Raw genomic sequence first — 17,613 nt, forward strand, 5'->3', positions numbered from 1 at the left:
TTTCCGGATTCGAGCCCGGAAATGAAACTTCAGCCTCGGGCTGCCTTCGGAATTCAGGAAACGCGACACGGGCGCCGATCTCATGCAAGGATCGCGCCCCGCGGCCGTCCGAACCGCCTTTCGCTCCGACCTCCGAACCGCTCCTCCACCTGATTGCCCCCGATGGCCCAGTTTCCCCAGGGCTTGCGCCAGATCGAATCCCGCTGCAACGCCGGCGAGCGCCGCGTGCTCGACCAGCTGCGCCAGTGCCTCGACGACCAGCACATCGTCTGGCATGACCTGCCGGTCGGCGAGGCCGCGCGCCAGCCCGACTTCATCGTGCTCGGCCCCGGGCTGGGGCTGCTGCTGCTCGAGGTCAAGGACTGGAAGCTCGCGACGATCCGCCAGGCCACGCCCGACCGGGTCGAGCTGGCCACCGCCAGCGGCCCGGTGATGACCGCGCATCCGCTGCGCCAGGTGCGCGATCATGCGATGGCGCTGGCCGACCTGCTGCAGCGCGATCCAGCGCTGGTGCACGACGACGGCCCGCACCGCGGCCGGCTGGCGCTGCGCTACGGCTGGGGCGCGGTGATGTCGAACCTGCGCCGGGCCGAGGTCGCCGCCCTGCCCGGCTTCGACGCGGTCTTCCCGCCAGCGCGCACGCTGCTGCGCGACGACCTCGACGACAGCGTCGATCCGGAAACCTTCGTGCAGCGCCTCTCCGGCCTGTTCACCGTCGACCTGGCGCAGCGGCTGACGCCGGCGCAGCGCGAGCGCATCCGCTGGCACCTGTTTCCCGAGCTGCGGCTGGGCGAGCCGGCGCCCGCCCCCGCCGCGATGCCGCCCGAAACGCTGCCCGAGGTGCCCGACCTGCTGCAGGTGATGGACCTGCAGCAGGAGCAGGTCGCGCGCACGCTGGGCGACGGCCACCGGGTCATTCACGGCGTGGCCGGCTCGGGCAAGACGATGATCCTGGTGCACCGCGCTCGGCTGCTGGCGCGCGAGGCCGAGCCGGCACGCCCGGTGCTGGTGCTCTGCTACAACCGCGCGCTGGCCGACCGCATCGAGGCGCTGGTCGCCCCCGACGAGCCCTTGCGCGCACGGCTGCAGGTGCGCACCTTCCACGGCTGGTGCGCCGAGCTGGCGCGGCGTCACCGCATCGCGGTGCCCGCCCCACCCGAGGGCCAGGACGACGCGGACGCGCCGGCGCGGCTGGCGCAGGCGGTGATCGCCGCGGCCGATGCCGGCCGGGTGCCGCTGGGCGGCCACCATGCGGTGCTGATCGACGAAGCCCACGACTTCGAGGACGACTGGCTGCGCCTGGCCGCGGCGATGACCGATCCGGCCGCGCGCCGGCTGCTGGTGCTCTACGACGATGCGCAGTCGATCTACCAGCGTCTGCGCCGACGCTTCAGCTTCACCAGCGTCGGCATCCAGGCGCGCGGCCGCACCAGCGTGCTGCGGCTGAACTACCGCAACACCGCCGAGGTGCTCGGGCTGGCGCTGCGCTTCGCGCGCGGCCTGCTGCCCGAGCGCGGCCGCGACCGCGAGGCCGGCCGCGACGACGAGGACGACCGCGTCACCGGCGTGGCGCCGAGCAGCTCCGGCCGGCGCGGCCCGCGCCCGGTGCTGATCCGCGCCCGCAGCGCGCACGAGGAGGCAGAGCTGCTGGCCGCGCGCATCGCCGACGCGGTGGTCGCAGGCACGCCGCTCGGCGAGATCGCGGTGCTGTGCCGCACCCGGGCGCAGATGGCGCCGATCGCCGAGGCGCTGGCGCGGCGCGGCCTGCCGCTGCAGTCGATGGGCAGCGCCGGCTTCCAGCATTTCGACTGGAGCCAGGCCGGCATCCGGCTGGTCACGCTGCACAGCGCCAAGGGGCTGGAATTCGCCCATGTGCATGTCGCCGGCCTGCAGCGCCTGCCCTGGCGCGACGAGACGCTGGAAGACGCGGTGCGGCTGGTCTATGTCGCGATGACCCGCGCGACGCAGTCGCTGGTGCTGTCGTGCTGCGGCAGCTCGCCGGTGGTGGAGCGGCTGCAGGCGGCGCTGCAGGAGCAGGGACTAGAGTCTGCGCTCCAATGATTGCTGCAGTGCAGCAAAACCCTTGCACCCCGGACCGGGAGGTCTCTATACTGAAGCCATGCTGCAGTGCAGCAAAACTTCTTCAGTTCTCATCCTCGCGGAGCCCGACCATGTCCCTGACGCCCGAACAAATCGCCGCTGCCAACAAGGCCAACCTCGAAGCGCTGGTGTCGCTGACCCACAAGGCCTTCGAGAGCATCGAGAAGCTGGTCGAGCTGAACATGCAGGCCGCGCGCAACACGCTGGAAGAGAACGCCGCGCACGCCAAGGCGGTGCTGTCGGCCAAGGGCCCGCAGGAGCTGGCCGCGCTGCAGACCGAATACGTCAAGCCGGCCCAGGAAAAGGCGCTGGCCTATGGCCGCCAGGTCTATGACATCGCCGCCTCGACCCAGGCCGAAGTGAGCAAGCTGGCCGAAGCCCAGCTGGCCACCGCCAAGGAAAAGTTCACCGAGCTGGTCGACCAGGCCGCCGAGAAGGCCCCGAAGGGCAGCGAGAGCGCCGTCGCCGCCGTCAAGACCGCGATGGCCAATGCCGACGCCGCCTTCGAGAGCGTGCAGAAGGCCGCCCGCCAGGCCGTCTCGCTGGCCGAGACCAACCTCAAGACCCTGAGCGAGACCGCGGCCAAGGCCACCGGCCGCCGCTGATCGCGCTCCGTACCGCTTGTCTCCTCGGTACCTCCTCGGTACCGTTCAAGGCCCGACCCGACAACGGTCGGGCTTTTTTTCAAGGAGACACGCCGATGACCCCCACCTGGCAGGCCGCCCCCGGCCGCTACGAGACCATGCCCTACCGCCGCTGCGGCACCAGCGGCCTGAAGCTGCCGGCCCTGTCGCTCGGCCTGTGGCACAACTTCGGCGACACCACGCCGCTGAGCGTGCAGCGCGAGATGGCGACCACCGCCTTCGACCTCGGCATCACGCACTTCGATCTGGCCAACAACTACGGCCCGCCCTACGGCAGCGCCGAGATCAACTTCGGCCGCCTGCTGCGCGAGGACTTCAGGCCCTACCGCGACGAGCTGATCATCTCGACCAAAGCCGGCTGGGACATGTGGCCCGGCCCCTACGGCCAGGGCGGCGGCTCGCGCAAGTACGTGCTGGCCAGCCTGGACCAGAGCCTGAAGCGCCTGGGCCTCGACTACGTCGACATCTTCTACTCGCACCGTTTCGACAAGGACACGCCGCTGGCCGAGACCGCCGGCGCGCTGGCGCAGGCGGTGCGCGCGGGCAAGGCGCTGTACGTCGGCATCTCGTCGTACTCGCCGGGCAAGACGGCCGAGATGGCGGCGCTGCTCAAGGCCGAGGGCGTGCCGCTGCTGATCCACCAGCCCAGCTACAACCTGCTGAACCGCTGGATCGAGCGCAACCTGCTCGACACGCTGGCAGCCGAGGGCGCCGGCTGCATCGCCTTCACCGCGCTGGCGCAGGGGCTGCTGTCGGACAAGTACCTGAACGGCATTCCTGCCGACGCGCGCGTCAACCGCCCCGGCGGCGGCTCGCTGATGCGCGAGCACCTGAGCGAGGCCAACCTGGCGCGGGTGCGCGCGCTGCACGCGATCGCGCAGCGGCGCGGCCAGAGCCTGGCTCAGATGGCGCTGGCCTGGGTGCTGCGCGACCCGCGGGTGACGACCACGCTGATCGGCGCCAGCAGCGCCGCGCAGATCCGCGAGAACGTCGCCGCGCTGCAGAACCTGCACTTCAGCGCCGAGGAGCTGGCCGAGATCGACGCGCATGCCCAGGACGGCGGCGTCGACCTGTGGCGGGCGCCGAACACCGACTGGGCCTGAGCCCGCCTCAGTCCCCGCCCGGCACCGGCAGCGCCAGCCCGACCTTCAGCGGCTCGATGACCACCTGCGTGGTGATGCGGCCGATCTGCGGCACCTGCGCCATCCAGCGCGCGCAGAGCCGGTCGTAGGCCGGCATGTCGGCCACGCGCAGGATCACCACCAGATCGTCGTCGCCGGTGGTGCTGTAGGCCTGCTGCACCGCGGGCTCGGGCGCCAGGAGCGCGCGCAGCCGCGCCAGCGCCGCGTAGTGCTCGCGCTCGAAGCCGATGCCGGCGATCAGCGTCAGGCCTGCGCCCAGCGCGGCCGGATCGAGCAGCGCGACCTCGGCGCGGATCACGCCGCGCTCGCGCAGCCGCCGCAGCCGGCGCTGCACCGCCGAGGCCGACAGGCCGATCTCGGCGGCGATCGACTCGGCCGGGCGGTGGCAGTCGGACTGCACCCGCGCGAGGATGCGGCGGTCGAAGGCATCGAGCGCGTGGCCGGGCTCGGCGGCGGTGCTCAGGTCATCGGAATCGGACATGGAAACGCAGTCTAGCGGCGCCACAGCCCCGGCAGATGCGGCCGGCCGGCGCCCGAGCGCGGCGAGACTGGCGGGATGAACCCGCCCGTGCCCGCCGCCCCCGCCCTGCCCTCCGATGCGCTGCCGACGCTGGCGCTGCACGCCGGCCTGCAGATCGACGCCGCCACCGGCGCGATCGCGCCCGGCCTGTGCGCCTCGGTCAACCATCTGGTGAAGCCGGGCGAGGCCGCCTTCTCGGCCGAGGGCGTCGAGGATCTGGCGCAGCTGCCCTACATGTACGCGCGCTGGACCAACCCGACGGTGCGCCAGCTCGAGCAGCGCCTGGCCGCGCTGGAAGGCGGCGAGGACGCGCTGGCCACCGCCACCGGCGTGGCGGCGATCGCCGCAGTCTGGCTGTCGCTGCTGCGCGCGGGCGACCACCTGATCGTCAGCGACGTCTGCTACGCCGGGGCCCGCGAGCTGGCCTCGCGCATGCTGCCGGACTTCGGCATCGAGGTGAGCGCGGTCAACCTCGCCGACCCGGCGGCGCTGGAGGCCGCGCTGCGCCCCAACACCCGCTGGGTCCATGCCGAGACGCCCTGCAACCCGCTGCTGCGCCTGACCGACCTGCGCGCGCTGGCCGCGCGGGTGCATGCGCACGGCGCGCGGCTGTCGGTGGACTCGACGCTGGCCACGCCGGTGGTGAGCCAGCCGCTGGCGCTGGGCGCCGATCTGGTCGTGCACTCGCTGACCAAGTTCATCAACGGCCACGGCGACGCGCTCGGCGGCGCGGTGATCGGGCCGCGTGCGCTGATCTCGACACTGAGAGCGCGTGCCGGCGTGCACCTGGGCGCGGCGCTGTCGGCGCAGGCCGCCTGGCTGATCCTGCGCGGCATCGACACGCTGGACGTGCGGCTGCGCCGCGCCTGCGACAGCGCCGGGCGCCTCGCGCGCTGGCTGCAGACGCACCCCCAGGTGGAGGCGGTCGTCTGGCCGGGGCTGGAGAGCCACCCGCAGCACGCGCTGGCGCAGCGGCAGATGCCGCTGGGCGGCGCGGTGCTGACCTTCCGCACCGCGCGGCCGCAGGCGATGGCGCGCCAGCTCGCCGCGCGGCTGCGGCTGGTGCACTACGCCTTCTCGCTCGGCCACCAGCGCAGCCTGGTCGTGCTGCTCGACACCGCCGCGATGATGGAAAGCTCCTACGATCTGCACGGCGAGGCGCTGGCCGAGTACCGGCGCTGGGCCGGCGAGGGCAGCTTCCGCCTGAGTGTCGGCCTGGAGCACCCGGACGACCTGATCGCCGACCTCGACCAGGCGCTGAACACGCCCCTCGACACCGAATGAAGCCCACCATGACCTCGCCCCTCGACCCCATCGACCCGATCGATCCGATCGCCCAGTGGCTGGCCCGGCGCCCGCACCTGATCCTGGACGGCGCGCTCGCCACCGAGCTGGAGCGCCGCGGCGCCGACCTGCGCGACGCGCTGTGGTCGGCGCGGCTGCTGATCGAGCAGCCCGAGCTGATCCGCGCGGTCCACCTCGACTACTTCCGTGCCGGCGCCGATGTCGCCACCAGCGCCAGCTACCAGGCCACCTTCGAGGGCTTCGCCCGGCGCGGCCTGGACGCGGACGCCGCCGCCGCGCTGATGCGCCGCTCGGTCGAGCTGGCGCAGGAGGCACGCGCGCAGTGGCTGCAGGAGCGCCCGGCCAGCGATGCGCGTCCGACGCCGCTGGTGGCCGCCTCGGTCGGTCCCTACGGCGCGATGAAGGCCGACGGCTCGGAATACCGCGGCGACTACGGCCTGGACGAGGAGGCGCTGATGGCCTTCCACCGCCCGCGCCTGGAGGTGCTGAAGGCGGCCGGCGCCGACCTGATGGCCTGCGAGACCCTGCCCTGCCTGGCCGAGGCGCGTGCGCTGGCGCGGCTGATGGACGCGCTGGGCCTGCGCGGCTGGATCAGCTTCTCCTGCCGCGACGGCAAGCACACCAGCCAGGGCGAGCCGATCGGCGACTGCGCGGCGGCACTGGCGCCCTTCGCCTCGGTGGTGGCGATCGGCGTCAATTGCACCGCGCCGCAGCACATCGCGTCGCTGGTGCGTGCGATCCGCGCCCGCAGCGACCGGCCGGTGCTGGTCTACCCGAACGCGGGCGAGGTCTGGGACGCGCAGGCCAAGGTCTGGCGCGCCGGCCCCGAATGCGCGCACCGCGCCTTCGACGCACAGGCGATGGACTGGGCCGGCGCGGGCGCGCGGCTGATCGGCGGGTGCTGCCGCACCTCGCCGGCCGACATCGCCGCGCTGTGGCGGCGCTGGGAGCAGCAGGGCTGAGCGGCCCCGTCCGGTCGCTCAGCTGACCGGCAGGAAGCCCATCGGTGCATTCGCCGCGGTGACGAAGCGCGACAGGTTGGGCAGCACCGTCGTCAGGTCGGAGGCCGAGGCGCCGAACCAGCGCGCCAGCGTCGCCGCGTAGCGGTCGACCGGCGTGGTCGGCAGCAGCCGGCCCTGGCCGACATCCTCCGGCCCGCCCAGCGCCACCGTCGGCCACTGGCCGTAGAGCCGGTTGCCGTTGACCGCGCCGCCCATGACGAAATGGTGCCCGCCCCAGCCGTGGTCGGAGCCGCGGCCGTTGGACTGCAGGCCGCGGCCGAAGTCCGAGGCGGTGAAGGTGGTCACGTTCGAGGCCACGCCCAGCTCGACGGTGGCGTCATGGAAGGCGGCCATCGCGCTGGCCAGCTCGCCCAGGCGCAGCGCCTGGTTGTCCAGCAGGTTGTCGTGGAAGTCGTAGCCGCCCTGCGCGACGAAGAAGATCTGGCGCCGGTGGCCCAGGCCGCTGCGCGCGGCGATCAGCTGCGCGACCATGCGCAGCTGCGCAGCCAGGCCATTGGCCGGGAACACGGTCGACAGCGCCGGCACCGACGCCAGCGCCTCCTTGGCGCGCTGGCCGGTGGCGATCGAGCGCGCACCGATGGTGGTGTAGGCCTGCTCGAGCATGTGGCTGCGCGGCTCGGTCAGCAGCTTGTTCATCGCCGCGGCCATGGCCGGGTCATGGCGCCAGTGGCCGGGCGTCATCGTCTCGATCACCACCGGGCCCTGGGTGGTGACCTGGTACTGCACCACCGAGGCACCGGCCTGCATGATGTTGTTGCCGGCCAGGGACATGCACATCGACACGCCTGCGCCGGCGTTGTAGGCGCTGGTGGTCATGTCGGCGACCCGGCCGAGCCAGCCGGTCGTCGAGGCCCGGGTCGGCAGGCCGGTCTGCCAGGACGACTGCTGGTCGGAATGGGAGAACAGGCCCAGCGGCGTCTGGACCGTGCGGTTCTTGTACTGGGTCAGCGTCGTCGGCCAGGCCAGCGTGCCGACATTGGCGACGATGGCGCAGCGGCCCGCATCGAACAGCGGCCGGATCGGCGCCAGCGCCGGATTGAGGCCGAGCTGCGGCCCGGTGAAGCCGCTCAGCGACAGCGGCAGCAGCGTGGCCTGAGGCAGCGCGATCGCCGGCCGGGCGCTCAGGTAGCGCGAGTAGGCGCTCGACTCGACCGGCACGATGGTGTTGCTGTTGTCGTTGCCGCCGTGCAGGAAGATGCACACCAGCGCCTTGTGGTCGCCGGCGGTCTGCGCTGCGGCCGCGCCGATCGCGGCGAGGTTGGCGGCGAAGGGCGTGCCGGCCCAGGCCGTCGCCAGGGCCGTGCGGCGCAGGAAGTCGCGGCGGGCCAGATGCTTGTGGATGTAGCTCATGGGGAAGGGTCCTGTCCGTCGCGCGCTCAGCGCTGCACCACATACTCAGGCGAGGTCATCACCAGATAGACCGCCTTCCAGACCCGCAGCCGGCGGGCGTTGGGCAGCGTCACCGGCAGGGTGTTCATCACCTCGGTGATGGTCGCCTTGGTCGAGGCGCTCATCTGCCCGGCGGTCAGCTCCAGGTCGAGCAGGCTCAGCAGCGTCTCGGCGTTGTCGGCCACCGCCTCGTAGCGGCTGTAGCTCGGCAGGATCTTGCCGCCGAAGCCGCGCTCGGCCAGGTAGGACATGAAGTTGCTGTAGCCGGTCAGCGTCGTCTCGTGGGTGATCTGGAACTCCGGCGCCGTCAGGCCGGCGCCCAGGATCGGCCCCGGCGGCGCATAGTCGGGCCGGAAGAAGTTGAAGACGCTGGGCGAGCGCTGCGGGTTCTGGCCCAGGCTGGTCACCGGGTCTTCCAGATTCCAGATCGTCCAGACGCCGTCGTTCGGCCGGGCATTGAAGGCGCGCAGCCAGTGGCCGAAGCGCATCATCGGCTCGCGCAGCTTGCCGTAGCGGGCATCGGCCAGCATCGTGTCGCTGCGGGCCTCGGTGTCGAGCAGGATGGCGCGCAGCACCGCCGCCAGATCACCGCGCACGCCACGGCCGTTGTTGGCCCAGACCGCCGCGACCCGGGCCACATAGGCGCGGCTCGGATTGCTGGTGACGAAGCGCTTGATGAGCTGCTCGCTCATGAAGGGCGCGACGTTCGGATGGTTGGCCAGGGTGTCGAGCGCGATCTTCAGCGAGGTCGGCCCGTCGGTGCCGGCCGGGATCACCACCCCGTTGACGATCGCCTTGGCCGAGGTCGAGGTGATCGCCGGGTTGTTCATCATCGGCGCGTTCCAGGCCCGCACGCCGTTGAAGGTCCAGCCGGTGAAGACCTTGGCCATGCCCATGACCTCGGGAATGCCGTAGGTCGGGATCGGGTTGCCACTGGCGTCGAGCTGGCGCGAACCGTCCTGGTTGAGCTTCCACAGGCCGATGCTGAAGAGCTGCATCACCTCACGCGCATAGTTCTCGTCGGGCAGGCGGCCGGTGGCGGCGTCCTCCTTCTGATTGTTCATGTGCGACAGGTAGATGCCCATCGCCGGACTGAGCGACACCGCCTCGAGCAGCTGGCGGTAGTTGCCGAAGGCATGCCGGGCCAGCAGGTCGATGTAGGCGGCATGCGCGGCCGGCTGGGTGTCGATGCCGCTGTTGACCGCGCTGGTGACGAAGATCTCGGCCAGCGCGATGGTCATGCGCTGGCGCAGCTGGTCCTGGCCGGTGACCGCCTGCGACCAGAAGCTCTCCATGAAGGCGTTGATGTGCTCCGAGGTGCCCAGCGGGCCCTTCATCGCCACATAGTCGAAATGGCTGGGCGTGCTCAGCGGCCGGGCCAGCTGGTCGTCGATCCAGGCCGCCGGCGTCATCGTCGCGGCCCGGGCGATCTCGCTGGCGGTCGCGCCCCAGGTCGCCTGGTTCAGCAGCCGGGCAGCCTGCTTCTGCGCCGGCGTCAGCGGCGCCGGGTACGGCGTGGTCGGCGGAATCAGCACCGTCGAGGCGGTGGCGTAGCAGAACTTCTTCTTGCCGAAGGCCGGATCCTTGCCGAAGGCCGGGCTGGAGCAGGCCTGGCTGCCGGTGGCATAGCGGTAGAGCCACTTGCCCGGAATGCCGTAGGCGATGCGGCGGGTGCCCTCGAAATAGCAGGTGCCCCACTCGGCAGCGCAGGCGGCGCTGGTGTAGGGCACACCGTCGATCAGGAAGGTGGCCCCGGTCTGGGCGACGGCGGGTGCGCCCGCCAGCAGCAGCCCCCCCAGTGCAGTCGCCGCGCGGGCCGCGAGGCGGATCGGCAGACGCCCGGAGCGCCGCTGTCGTCGTTCTTCCACGATCTTCTCCAAATCCTGTTGCCGCGCGAACCCCCGTTCACGCCCGATGCTTTTGCATTTTCGGCAACAGTCCGTGACATATCAGTAACCGAGCGTCAGGCGGCTGGCGAGATGCCCCCCGCAAATCAGGTGCCGCACGGGAAGTCGTGCGATGCATCACGCCCGGACACCGGGGCCGGTGTTGTCCGGGCGGCACACCCGGTCGGGCAGAGCGGGCGGGATGCGCCTATCGTGGCGGCATGCTGATGCGCATCGTCTCGATCCTGTTCCCGCTCTTCGCGATCACCGCGCTGGGCTATCTCGTCGGCCGGCGCTACCGGCCCGACCTGGCCGAAGCCAACCGGCTCAACATGGAGGTCTTCACCCCGGCGCTGGTCTTCGCCGCGCTGGCCGGACGCGAGATCCGGCCGGCCGACGATCTGCCGCTGCTGGGCGCGACGCTGGCGGTGCTGGCCGGCAGCGGACTGGCGGGCTGGGCGGTGGCGCGCTGGCGCGGCATCGACCCGCGCACGCTGGTGCCGCCGATGATGTTCTGCAACAGCGGCAACCTCGGCCTGCCGCTGGCGGTGCTGGCCTTCGGCCCGGAGGCGCTGGCCCCGGCGGTGGTGATGTTCGCGGTGACCAATCTGGTGCACTTCTCCTTCGGCGTCTGGCTGCTGGACCACCACGCGCGGCTGGTCGACGCCTGGCGTTCGCCCTCGGTGCTGGCGGCCTTCGCGGGCGTGGCGGTCAGCCTGTCGGGCCTGGGCGTGTGGCCGCCGCTGATGACCGCGGTCCGCATGGTCGGCGACATCGCGGTGCCGCTGATGCTGCTGGCGCTGGGCGTGCGGATGGCGGAGTCGCGCATCGGCGCGATCGGCTTCGGGCTGAAGGGCGCGCTGCTGCGCCCGCTGGCCGGGACAGCCGCGGCCTGGATGGCGGCACACGCCTTCGGCCTGCCCAAGCGCGAGCAGGGCCTGCTGCTGATCTACGGCGCGCTGCCGCCGGCGGTGCTGAACTACATGTTCGCCGAGCGCTACGCTCAGGAGCCCGACCGGGTGGCGTCGATCGTGCTGATCGGCAACGCCATCGCGCCGCTGGTGCTGTCGGCCGCGCTGGCGGTGGCGCTGCGCTGAGCCGCCACGCACAGCGCGGCGCACAGCCAGGCGCTCCACAGCGTGTGGCTGGGATAGTGCGCGCCGCGCAGCGTCTGCGCCAGCCCGAACAGCACTCCGGCCAGCAGCGTGCCGGCCAGCCAGACCCGCGCCAGCCGCGGCCGGTGCGCGCGCAGCAGGAAATAGCCGCTCAGGAAGCAGAAGGCACCGGCCGCATGGCCGGACGGAAAGCAGTGGCCGGCGCCGCCATCGAACACGCCCCAGGCCCAGTGCGAGACATGCAGCACCGGCGTGGCGGCCTGAGCGCCGAACTCGGCCAGATCCCAGGGGCAGCTGGTGCGGCTGATGCGCTTGAGGCCCGGCACCAGCAGCGCCGCGGCCAGCGTGACCGCCAGCCAGCGGCAGCGCTCGGCGCGCGACGGGCCGGCCAGCAGCGGCCGCCAGGCATCGAAGGCCAGCAGCGCCAGCAGCATCCAGCCGAGCCAGCGACCGCCGTCATGCAGCAGCGAGCGGGTCCACCAGGCCTGGCGCAGCGGAAAGCCGCCGGCATCGCCCAGCAGGCGCATCACCGCCAGGTCCAGCCCGGAGGCATCCCAGGCCAGCACCGCCAGCAGCGCCGCCAGCAGGACAGGCAGGTCGCGCCGGTGCACGGCCGGGGATGCGGGCAGCGTCACGAGCGGCGGCATCCGGCCAGCAGGTCCAGCGCCGGCTCGTGCAGCGCGGTGCGCACGTCGAGCAGGCCCAGCAGCGTGTGGAACAGATGGTCATGCGCGGCCGGCTGCGCGGCGCGCCGGCGCAGGCAGTCGAGGTCGAGCCGCTCCTGGCGCGCCAGGCCGTCGGAGAACCACATCACCATCGGCACGCGCTTCTGCACCTCCGGCGCGATCGCCCAGGGCAGGCCGTGCAAAAAGAGATTCGACTCGCCCAGCGACTCGCCGTGGTCGGAGAGATAGATCATCGCGGTGTCGACCTGGGACGACTGCGCCTGCGCCTGCAGCCGTGCGATCAGCGTGACCAGCACATGGTCGGTGTAGAGCAGTGCGTTGTCGTAGGCATTGGCGATGGCGGTGCTGTCGCACTGGCGCAGGTCATCGCTCTGGCAGGCCGGCTGGAAGCGGGCGAAACGCTCGGGATAGCGGCGGAAATAGGACGGGCCGTGGTTGCCCAGCATGTGCAGCACGATGAGGCCGCTGCCCCTGGCGCTGGCCAGCCGCTCGTCCAGGCCGGCCAGCAGCGCCTCGTCGAGGCAGCGGCCCTCGGCGCACAGCCCTGGCGGGTCGAGACGCACCATCTCCTCGCTGGGCAGGCCGTCGCAGACACCCTTGCAGCCGGACTGGTTGTCGCGCCAGAGCACGTCGACGCCGGCCCGCGCGAGCACATGCAGCAGCGACTCGCTGCCGCGGATGCGGTCCTCGTCGTAGTCGCGCCGGCCCACCGGCGCGAACATGCACGGCACCGAGACCTCGGTGTTGGTGCCGCAGCTGGAAGTCTGCGGGAAGTTGATCAGGCCGGGCACGGCCGCCAGCTCCGGCGTGGTCTGGCGCGCATGGCCGTTCAGGCCCCAGTTGGCCGCGCGTGCGGTCTCGCCGACGACCAGCACCACCCGCATCGGCCGAGTGCGCGCGCTCATGCGCGGCCCCGGCGCGGCATCCAGCCCGATCGGCTGGCGCGGCCTGGCTGCGCCCTTGAGGTCGGCGGCGATGACGCTGCCGGCCGACCACAGCACGTTGGCCGGCGTGATCAGGTAGCGCAGCTCGCGCTGGTTGCGCATCATCGACGACAGCGGCCGGAACTCGATCATCACCGCCGCCACCAGCAGCACCAGCGCGCCGAGCAGCCACAGCGTGCGCGCCAGCGCCGCCTTCGCGAACGGGCGCCGGCGCAGCGGCAGCCACGCCAGCAGCGCGATCGGCAGCGCGGCCTGCAGCCCCAGGCGCAGCGCCAGCGCCGGCCCGATCAGCTCGCGCGCCTCTGCCGGATCGGTGCGCAGCGCGTTGCGCAGCATCGACGGATCGAGGTAGACGCCGAAGGTCCCGATGAAGTGGGAGCCGCCCGCGGCGACCAGGATCAGCAGCGCCGCCACCGGCTTGAGCAGCCGACCGTGGCAGAACAGGCCCAGCACCAGGAAGTTCAGCGCCAGCAGCGCCAGCGCCAGCGCCAGGCCGAAGCCCCAGGAGGACGGATCGCCGAGCGCGCGGCCGGTCAGCGCTTGGCGGAAGAAGGCGGAGTTGGCGCTGAGCAGCAAGAACACGCTGACGGCCAGCAGCAGCCCTTCCGACGACCACGATCGGCGCCAGGACGGCGGCAGCCGCACCGGGGCGGGAAGGGCGAAGAAGGCGGAAAGATTCATGCGGTCGACCCATCCAGGGCGCCCGATTGCGCCGAGCGCCGATGAAGCCAGGCTGAACCTGCGTGAAGGTGCAGCCGCCCGCCGGGACATCGCCCCGCAGCGGAGGCGGAAATGCTAGCGTCGCGCGTCATGAGACTGCTCCTTCTTGAAGACGACCCCATCCTCGGCGAAGGCCTGCGCGATTTCCTGCGGGTGGAAGGCCACGGCGTCGACTGGTTCCAGCGCCTCGGCGACGCGATGCTGATGGCCGGCGAGCCCTATGACGCGCTGCTGGTGGACTGGCAGCTGCCCGACGGCTCCGGCATCGACTGGGTGCGCACGCTGCGCCGGCGCGGCCTGAGCACGCCGATCCTGATGCTGACCGCACGCGACCGGCTCGGCGACCGCATCAACGGCCTGGACGCCGGCGCCGACGACTACCTGGTCAAGCCCTTCGAGCCGGAGGAAATGGCGGCCCGGCTGCGTGCGGTCTGCCGCCGCTCGGCCGGCAGCGCCAGCGACGTGCGGCGCATCGGCGCGGTCGAGATCGAGCTGAGCGGGCGCACCGCCCGGCTCGAGGGCCGGCGCGTCGAGCTGACCGCACGCGAATGGGCGGTGCTGGAGGCGCTGGTGCTGCGCGCCGGGCGCATCGTCTCGAAGACCGATCTGGACGCGCTGGTGCTGGGCAACGATGCCGAAGTGGTCAGCAATGCGCTGGAGGTGCACATCTCGGCGCTGCGGCGCAAGCTCGGCCGCGAGCTGATCGAGACGGTGCGCGGCATGGGCTACCGGCTCGCGACGACATGAGCCGCACCGCCGTCGCGGTGCAGTCGATCGGCGCCCGGCTGTCGTCGGCGCTGCTGTGGATCGCCGTCACCTGGGGCCTGCTGGCCGCGCTGGCGGTCTGGCTGGTGGTCGAGCACGAGGTCGACGAGCTGCTCGATGACGCGCTGATCGCCTCGGCCGGGCTGATCTCCGGCCTGCTGCCGGATGCGGCCACCCAGGACGCGGTGCTGCAGCAGGCCGCGGCCACCGTCTCGCTGGCGCCGGGCAGCAGCCGCTTCTCCTGGCAGGTGGTCGACCGGGGCGAGCATGTGGTGATCCGCTCCTCGCGGGCGCCGGCCGAGCCGCTGCTGCCGCGCCACCGCGAAGGCCTGAGCCATTCGCCCGAGGGCTGGCGGGTCTATGGCCTGGCGCTCGGCCGCGAGGGGCGCATTCTCTATGTCGCCCAGTCGCGCGAGGAGCGGCTGGAGGCGCTGGGCGATGTCACGCTGGGCACGCTGGTGGCGGCGCTGCTGGTCGGCGTCGGCGGTGCGACCGCGCTGCGCCGGCGCGCCCGGCGCGAGCTGCTGCCGCTCGACCAGCTCTCGGCCCAGGTGCAGCACCATGATCCGATGGACAGCGGCACCGCGCTGCCTCCGGCCGAGCGGGTGGAGCTGCAGCCGATCCGCGACGCGATCGACGAGCTGGGCCGACGCCTGGCGCAGCGCATCCGCCAGGAGCGCGCGGTGGTCGCGCATGCGGCCCATGCGCTGCGCACCCCGCTGGCCGGCATGGACGCGCAGCTGGCGGTGGCCCTGCGCGAATGCCCGCCGGAGGCGACCGGCACCCACCAGCGCCTGCAGCGCACCCGGGAGGCCGCCGCGCGGCTGTCGCGGGTGGTGACCGCGCTGCTGACGCTGTTCCGCTCCGGCGTGGACATCGAGCGCCGGCCGGTGGATGCGGCCGAGCTGCTGGCCGACATCCCGATGCCGGGCCTGCGGCTGGACTTTGCCGCGGCCTTCACGGCAGAGGGCCCGGCACGGGCCACGCCGCTGCCCGCCGATGCGGATCTGCTCACCGCCGCGCTGGCCAATCTGCTCGACAACGCGGTGCGCCACGGCGCGCGGCAGGTCAGCGTCGAGCCGGTCGACGGCGGTCTGCGCCTGGTCGACGACGGCCCCGGCATCGATCCGGTGCGGCTGCAGGCGCTGCAGCAGGCGCTCGACACCCAGGCCTACGAGGGCCGCACCGGCCTGGGCCTGATGCTGGCCGACCTGGTGGCGCGTGCGCACGGCGGTCGGCTGCGCCTGGGCCCCTCGCCCTACGGCAGCGGCCTGGCGGTGACGCTGACGCTCAGCGAGCCGGCGGATCAGCGCGACGACGGCGCCGTCGCGGCCGGCAGCGGGCCGAACTCGGCCGGCACCCAGCGGTAGGTCGCGCCCTCGCGGCCGACCCGGCCCAGGCCGGGAAAGGGCAGGTGCGCACCGGCGATCGACCAGCCCTGGCTGGCGGCCTGCTCGAACACCTGGCGGCGGGTGGCGATCGCCTGCGCCGGATCGGTGTCGAACTCGATGCTGACCGCGGGCCGCGCGAACTGCACCGCATGCGAGTGCACCAGATCGCCCCAGACCAGCAGCCGGCGGCCCTGCGACTCGAACAGGAAGGCGCTGTGGCCGGGCGTGTGGCCGTTCGTCGCCATCGCGGTGACGCCGGGCAGCAGCACCTCGCCCGGCTCGAAGGTCGACAGCCGGCCGGCCTCGCGATAGGGCGCCACCGCCTCGCTCGCCATCCTGAAGAAGCCCTGCATCTCCTTCGGTGCGCTGGCGGCGGTCTTCTCGTCGAGCCAGAAGCCGGCGTCGCGTGCGGCGACACGCACGGTGGCGTTCGGGAAGGCCGCGCGGCCCTGCGCATCACGCAGGCCGCAGAGGTGGTCGGCATGCATGTGGGTCAGCAGCACCGTGTCGACCTGCTCGGGCCGGTAGCCGGCGGCCTTCAGGTTGTCCTGGATGCGGCCCAGCGTCGGACCGAAGCAGGCGGCGGCACCGGCATCGACCAGCACCAGCTTCTGCCCGGTATGGATCAGGAAGGCATTGACCGCGGTCTGCACGCCCGGCGTGGTCTCCAGGAACATGCGTGCCAGCAGCGTCTGGATCTCGTCGGCGGCCAGCCCCTTGAGCAGCCCCGGCGCCAGCGGCACGACGCCATCGAACAGCGCGGTGACCTCGAAGTCGCCGAAGGCGGCGCGGTAGTAGCCCGGGACCTGGCTGCGCTGCTGCGCGGGCGCCGCCGCCTGCGCCTCGGCCAGCGGAGCCAGCGTCGCGCCCAGCGCGGCCAGCGGCAGCAGCGCGGCAGCCAGGGCGCGGCGCAGCGGGAATCTCGTCGTCTTCGTCGTCGTCTTCGGCATGATCGTCATCGGGATCTCTCCTGGGTTGGGCGCAACATCGATGTCGACAGCGTAGGCGGGCCGGCATGCGCGCGGCGCTCAGAGTCGTGCGCGAAACGCTCAGCAGGCCCCGTGCTCAGGCCGCCAGCGGCTCGGGCAGCGGCGCGCCCAGACCGATGCGCGAGGGCTCGACGCCGTAGCGCTCGCCGAAGCGGCGCACGAAGCTCGACACCGAGCGGTAGCCGACCCGCTGCGCCACCGTCTTGACCGGCAGCCGGGTGGTGTAGAGCAGCTGCAGCGCGCAGGCCAGCCGCGCCTCGACCAGCACCCGGCGCAGGCTGGTGCCCTCGTCGGCCAGGCGCCGGCGCAGCGTCGCGCCGCTCAGGCCGGTGGCGCGCTCGATGTCGTCGGAGCTCCAGTCCCGCGCCGGTCGCTCGGCCACCATCGCGTGAATGCGTGCAGCCAGCCGCAGCTCCACCGGCGCAAGCAGGCCGGCGTGGCCCAGCTCGCACAGCCGCAGCACCAGCCCGAGCAGCGCATGGTCGGCCTGCAGCGCGCGCCCCTGCTCGACCGCCAGCGCCCACTGCCGCCAGCCCTCGGTCAGCTCGGGATGCACCGTCAGCGCCAGCACCGCCACCTCGCCGGCCAGTCCGGGCACCGGCCGGTCCCAGAGCCGGCGGGCAGCGGCGCGCACCGACTCCGGCACGAACAGCCCGACCGCGACATATTCGCCCGTCAGCCTGTCCGGCCGGTGTTCCATGTCGACCCGCCGGGCCCCCGGCACCACCATCAGCTGGCCGGGACCGACGTCCTGCCACGGCGTCTCGTCGCGCAGGCGCTTGCTGCCGAGCAGCGGCAGCACCAGCACCGGCTGGCTCAGCTCGGCAGACTTGATCGCGTGCCCCTGCACCGCACGCAGGCAGCCACAGGGCGGACGCGTCTCGTCACGGCTCAGCGCCAGCAGTCGCGACAGCAGCAGATCGATCGGAGCGGCGGGAGCATTCATCGGCGGACCTCGGCAGATCCGCCCATGATGCCGCGAGCGGGCCCGGCGC

At 72.6% G+C, this 17,613-nt stretch carries 15 protein-coding genes; 8 read left to right on the top strand and 7 right to left on the bottom strand.

What is annotated here, in order from left to right; all coding sequences use genetic code 11:
* Positions 1 to 162: 162 nt before the first annotated feature.
* The 3 genes from NFT33_RS12200 to mgrA all read left to right on the top strand — a co-directional run bounded on the left by NFT33_RS12200 (position 163) and on the right by mgrA (position 3,847).
* Positions 163 to 2,061 (top strand): 3'-5' exonuclease, encoded by a 1,899-nt coding sequence (locus NFT33_RS12200; RefSeq protein ID WP_251675643.1) that lies wholly within the window; start codon positions 163 to 165, stop codon positions 2,059 to 2,061.
* A 110-nt stretch (positions 2,062 to 2,171) separates the two neighbouring features.
* Complete coding sequence (locus NFT33_RS12205) at positions 2,172 to 2,705, top strand: phasin family protein (protein WP_149505063.1); 534 nt, start codon at positions 2,172 to 2,174, stop codon at positions 2,703 to 2,705.
* A gap of 95 nt (positions 2,706 to 2,800) precedes the next feature.
* The gene (mgrA, locus tag NFT33_RS12210) at positions 2,801 to 3,847 is read left to right on the top strand and encodes an L-glyceraldehyde 3-phosphate reductase (protein WP_251675645.1); all 1,047 of its coding nucleotides are present in this window, start codon (positions 2,801 to 2,803) and stop codon (positions 3,845 to 3,847) included.
* A 7-nt stretch (positions 3,848 to 3,854) separates the two neighbouring features.
* Here mgrA and NFT33_RS12215 read toward each other — a convergent pair whose 3' ends face one another.
* Positions 3,855 to 4,367 (bottom strand): Lrp/AsnC family transcriptional regulator, encoded by a 513-nt coding sequence (locus NFT33_RS12215; protein WP_251675647.1) that lies wholly within the window; start codon positions 4,365 to 4,367, stop codon positions 3,855 to 3,857.
* Between the two features lie 87 nt (positions 4,368 to 4,454).
* On the opposite strand from NFT33_RS12215, the gene NFT33_RS12220 reads away from it, so the two are divergent.
* Both NFT33_RS12220 and mmuM read left to right on the top strand, forming a co-directional pair.
* The gene (locus NFT33_RS12220; RefSeq protein WP_251675649.1) at positions 4,455 to 5,690 is read left to right on the top strand and encodes a trans-sulfuration enzyme family protein; all 1,236 of its coding nucleotides are present in this window, start codon (positions 4,455 to 4,457) and stop codon (positions 5,688 to 5,690) included.
* An 8-nt stretch (positions 5,691 to 5,698) separates the two neighbouring features.
* Positions 5,699 to 6,673, top strand: coding sequence for a homocysteine S-methyltransferase (gene mmuM / locus NFT33_RS12225; RefSeq protein ID WP_251675651.1), 975 nt, complete (start codon positions 5,699 to 5,701; stop codon positions 6,671 to 6,673).
* A gap of 18 nt (positions 6,674 to 6,691) precedes the next feature.
* Here mmuM and NFT33_RS12230 read toward each other — a convergent pair whose 3' ends face one another.
* Together NFT33_RS12230 and NFT33_RS12235 are read right to left on the bottom strand one after the other, a co-directional pair.
* Positions 6,692 to 8,083: a DUF1501 domain-containing protein gene (locus tag NFT33_RS12230; protein WP_251675653.1), complete on the bottom strand. Its 1,392-nt coding sequence runs from the start codon at positions 8,081 to 8,083 to the stop codon at positions 6,692 to 6,694.
* Positions 8,084 to 8,109: 26 nt separating this feature from the next.
* Positions 8,110 to 9,990, bottom strand: a complete 1,881-nt coding sequence (locus NFT33_RS12235) for a DUF1800 domain-containing protein (RefSeq protein WP_251675655.1) — start codon at positions 9,988 to 9,990, stop codon at positions 8,110 to 8,112.
* A gap of 239 nt (positions 9,991 to 10,229) precedes the next feature.
* Here NFT33_RS12235 and NFT33_RS12240 point away from each other — a divergent pair, with 239 nt between their 5' ends.
* Entirely contained in the window at positions 10,230 to 11,105 is an 876-nt protein-coding gene (locus NFT33_RS12240; RefSeq protein ID WP_251675657.1) for an AEC family transporter, read from the top strand.
* Here NFT33_RS12240 and NFT33_RS12245 read toward each other — a convergent pair.
* Together NFT33_RS12245 and NFT33_RS12250 are read right to left on the bottom strand one after the other, a co-directional pair.
* Positions 11,012 to 11,770 carry a phosphatase PAP2 family protein gene (locus NFT33_RS12245; protein ID WP_251675659.1) on the bottom strand — a complete coding sequence of 253 codons (759 nt, stop codon included), beginning with the start codon at positions 11,768 to 11,770 and terminating at the stop codon, positions 11,012 to 11,014. The genes NFT33_RS12240 and NFT33_RS12245 overlap by 94 nt on opposite strands.
* Positions 11,755 to 13,434 (bottom strand): phosphoethanolamine transferase, encoded by a 1,680-nt coding sequence (locus NFT33_RS12250; RefSeq protein WP_251675661.1) that lies wholly within the window; start codon positions 13,432 to 13,434, stop codon positions 11,755 to 11,757. The genes NFT33_RS12245 and NFT33_RS12250 overlap by 16 nt, the downstream gene beginning before the upstream one ends.
* Before the next feature lie 129 nt (positions 13,435 to 13,563).
* Here NFT33_RS12250 and NFT33_RS12255 point away from each other — a divergent pair, with 129 nt between their 5' ends.
* Positions 13,564 to 14,220: a response regulator transcription factor gene (locus NFT33_RS12255; RefSeq protein ID WP_251675663.1), complete on the top strand. Its 657-nt coding sequence runs from the start codon at positions 13,564 to 13,566 to the stop codon at positions 14,218 to 14,220.
* Complete coding sequence (locus NFT33_RS12260) at positions 14,217 to 15,608, top strand: sensor histidine kinase (RefSeq protein ID WP_251675665.1); 1,392 nt, start codon at positions 14,217 to 14,219, stop codon at positions 15,606 to 15,608. Before NFT33_RS12255 ends, NFT33_RS12260 begins: the two co-directional genes overlap by 4 nt.
* Here NFT33_RS12260 and NFT33_RS12265 read toward each other — a convergent pair.
* Positions 15,545 to 16,588, bottom strand: a complete 1,044-nt coding sequence (locus tag NFT33_RS12265) for an MBL fold metallo-hydrolase (protein WP_251675667.1) — start codon at positions 16,586 to 16,588, stop codon at positions 15,545 to 15,547. The two genes, NFT33_RS12260 and NFT33_RS12265, sit on opposite strands and share 64 nt — an antisense overlap.
* Positions 16,589 to 16,694: 106 nt before the next feature.
* Positions 16,695 to 17,564 (bottom strand): helix-turn-helix transcriptional regulator, encoded by an 870-nt coding sequence (locus tag NFT33_RS12270; RefSeq protein WP_251675669.1) that lies wholly within the window; start codon positions 17,562 to 17,564, stop codon positions 16,695 to 16,697.
* Positions 17,565 to 17,613 lie beyond the last annotated feature (49 nt).

The sequence above is a fragment of the Sphaerotilus sp. FB-3 genome (assembly GCF_023706025.1).
Taxonomy (GTDB): Bacteria; Pseudomonadota; Gammaproteobacteria; order Burkholderiales; family Burkholderiaceae_C; genus Sphaerotilus; species Sphaerotilus sulfidivorans.

Excerpts from the sequence above, each read along its gene's own strand:
- NFT33_RS12255 (WP_251675663.1), top strand. The coding sequence starts at position 13,564 with ATGAGACTGCTCCTTCTTGAAGACGACCCCATCCTCGGCGAAGGCCTG.
- NFT33_RS12265 (WP_251675667.1), bottom strand. The coding sequence starts at position 16,588 with ATGACGATCATGCCGAAGACGACGACGAAGACGACGAGATTCCCGCTG.
- NFT33_RS12215 (WP_251675647.1), bottom strand. The coding sequence starts at position 4,367 with ATGTCCGATTCCGATGACCTGAGCACCGCCGCCGAGCCCGGCCACGCG.
- NFT33_RS12200 (WP_251675643.1), top strand. The coding sequence starts at position 163 with ATGGCCCAGTTTCCCCAGGGCTTGCGCCAGATCGAATCCCGCTGCAAC.
- NFT33_RS12245 (WP_251675659.1), bottom strand. The coding sequence starts at position 11,770 with ATGCCGCCGCTCGTGACGCTGCCCGCATCCCCGGCCGTGCACCGGCGC.
- NFT33_RS12240 (WP_251675657.1), top strand. The coding sequence starts at position 10,230 with ATGCTGATGCGCATCGTCTCGATCCTGTTCCCGCTCTTCGCGATCACC.
- NFT33_RS12205 (WP_149505063.1), top strand. The coding sequence starts at position 2,172 with ATGTCCCTGACGCCCGAACAAATCGCCGCTGCCAACAAGGCCAACCTC.
- mgrA (WP_251675645.1), top strand. The coding sequence starts at position 2,801 with ATGACCCCCACCTGGCAGGCCGCCCCCGGCCGCTACGAGACCATGCCC.
- NFT33_RS12260 (WP_251675665.1), top strand. The coding sequence starts at position 14,217 with ATGAGCCGCACCGCCGTCGCGGTGCAGTCGATCGGCGCCCGGCTGTCG.
- NFT33_RS12250 (WP_251675661.1), bottom strand. The coding sequence starts at position 13,434 with ATGAATCTTTCCGCCTTCTTCGCCCTTCCCGCCCCGGTGCGGCTGCCG.
- mmuM (WP_251675651.1), top strand. The coding sequence starts at position 5,699 with ATGACCTCGCCCCTCGACCCCATCGACCCGATCGATCCGATCGCCCAG.
- NFT33_RS12230 (WP_251675653.1), bottom strand. The coding sequence starts at position 8,083 with ATGAGCTACATCCACAAGCATCTGGCCCGCCGCGACTTCCTGCGCCGC.
- NFT33_RS12270 (WP_251675669.1), bottom strand. The coding sequence starts at position 17,564 with ATGAATGCTCCCGCCGCTCCGATCGATCTGCTGCTGTCGCGACTGCTG.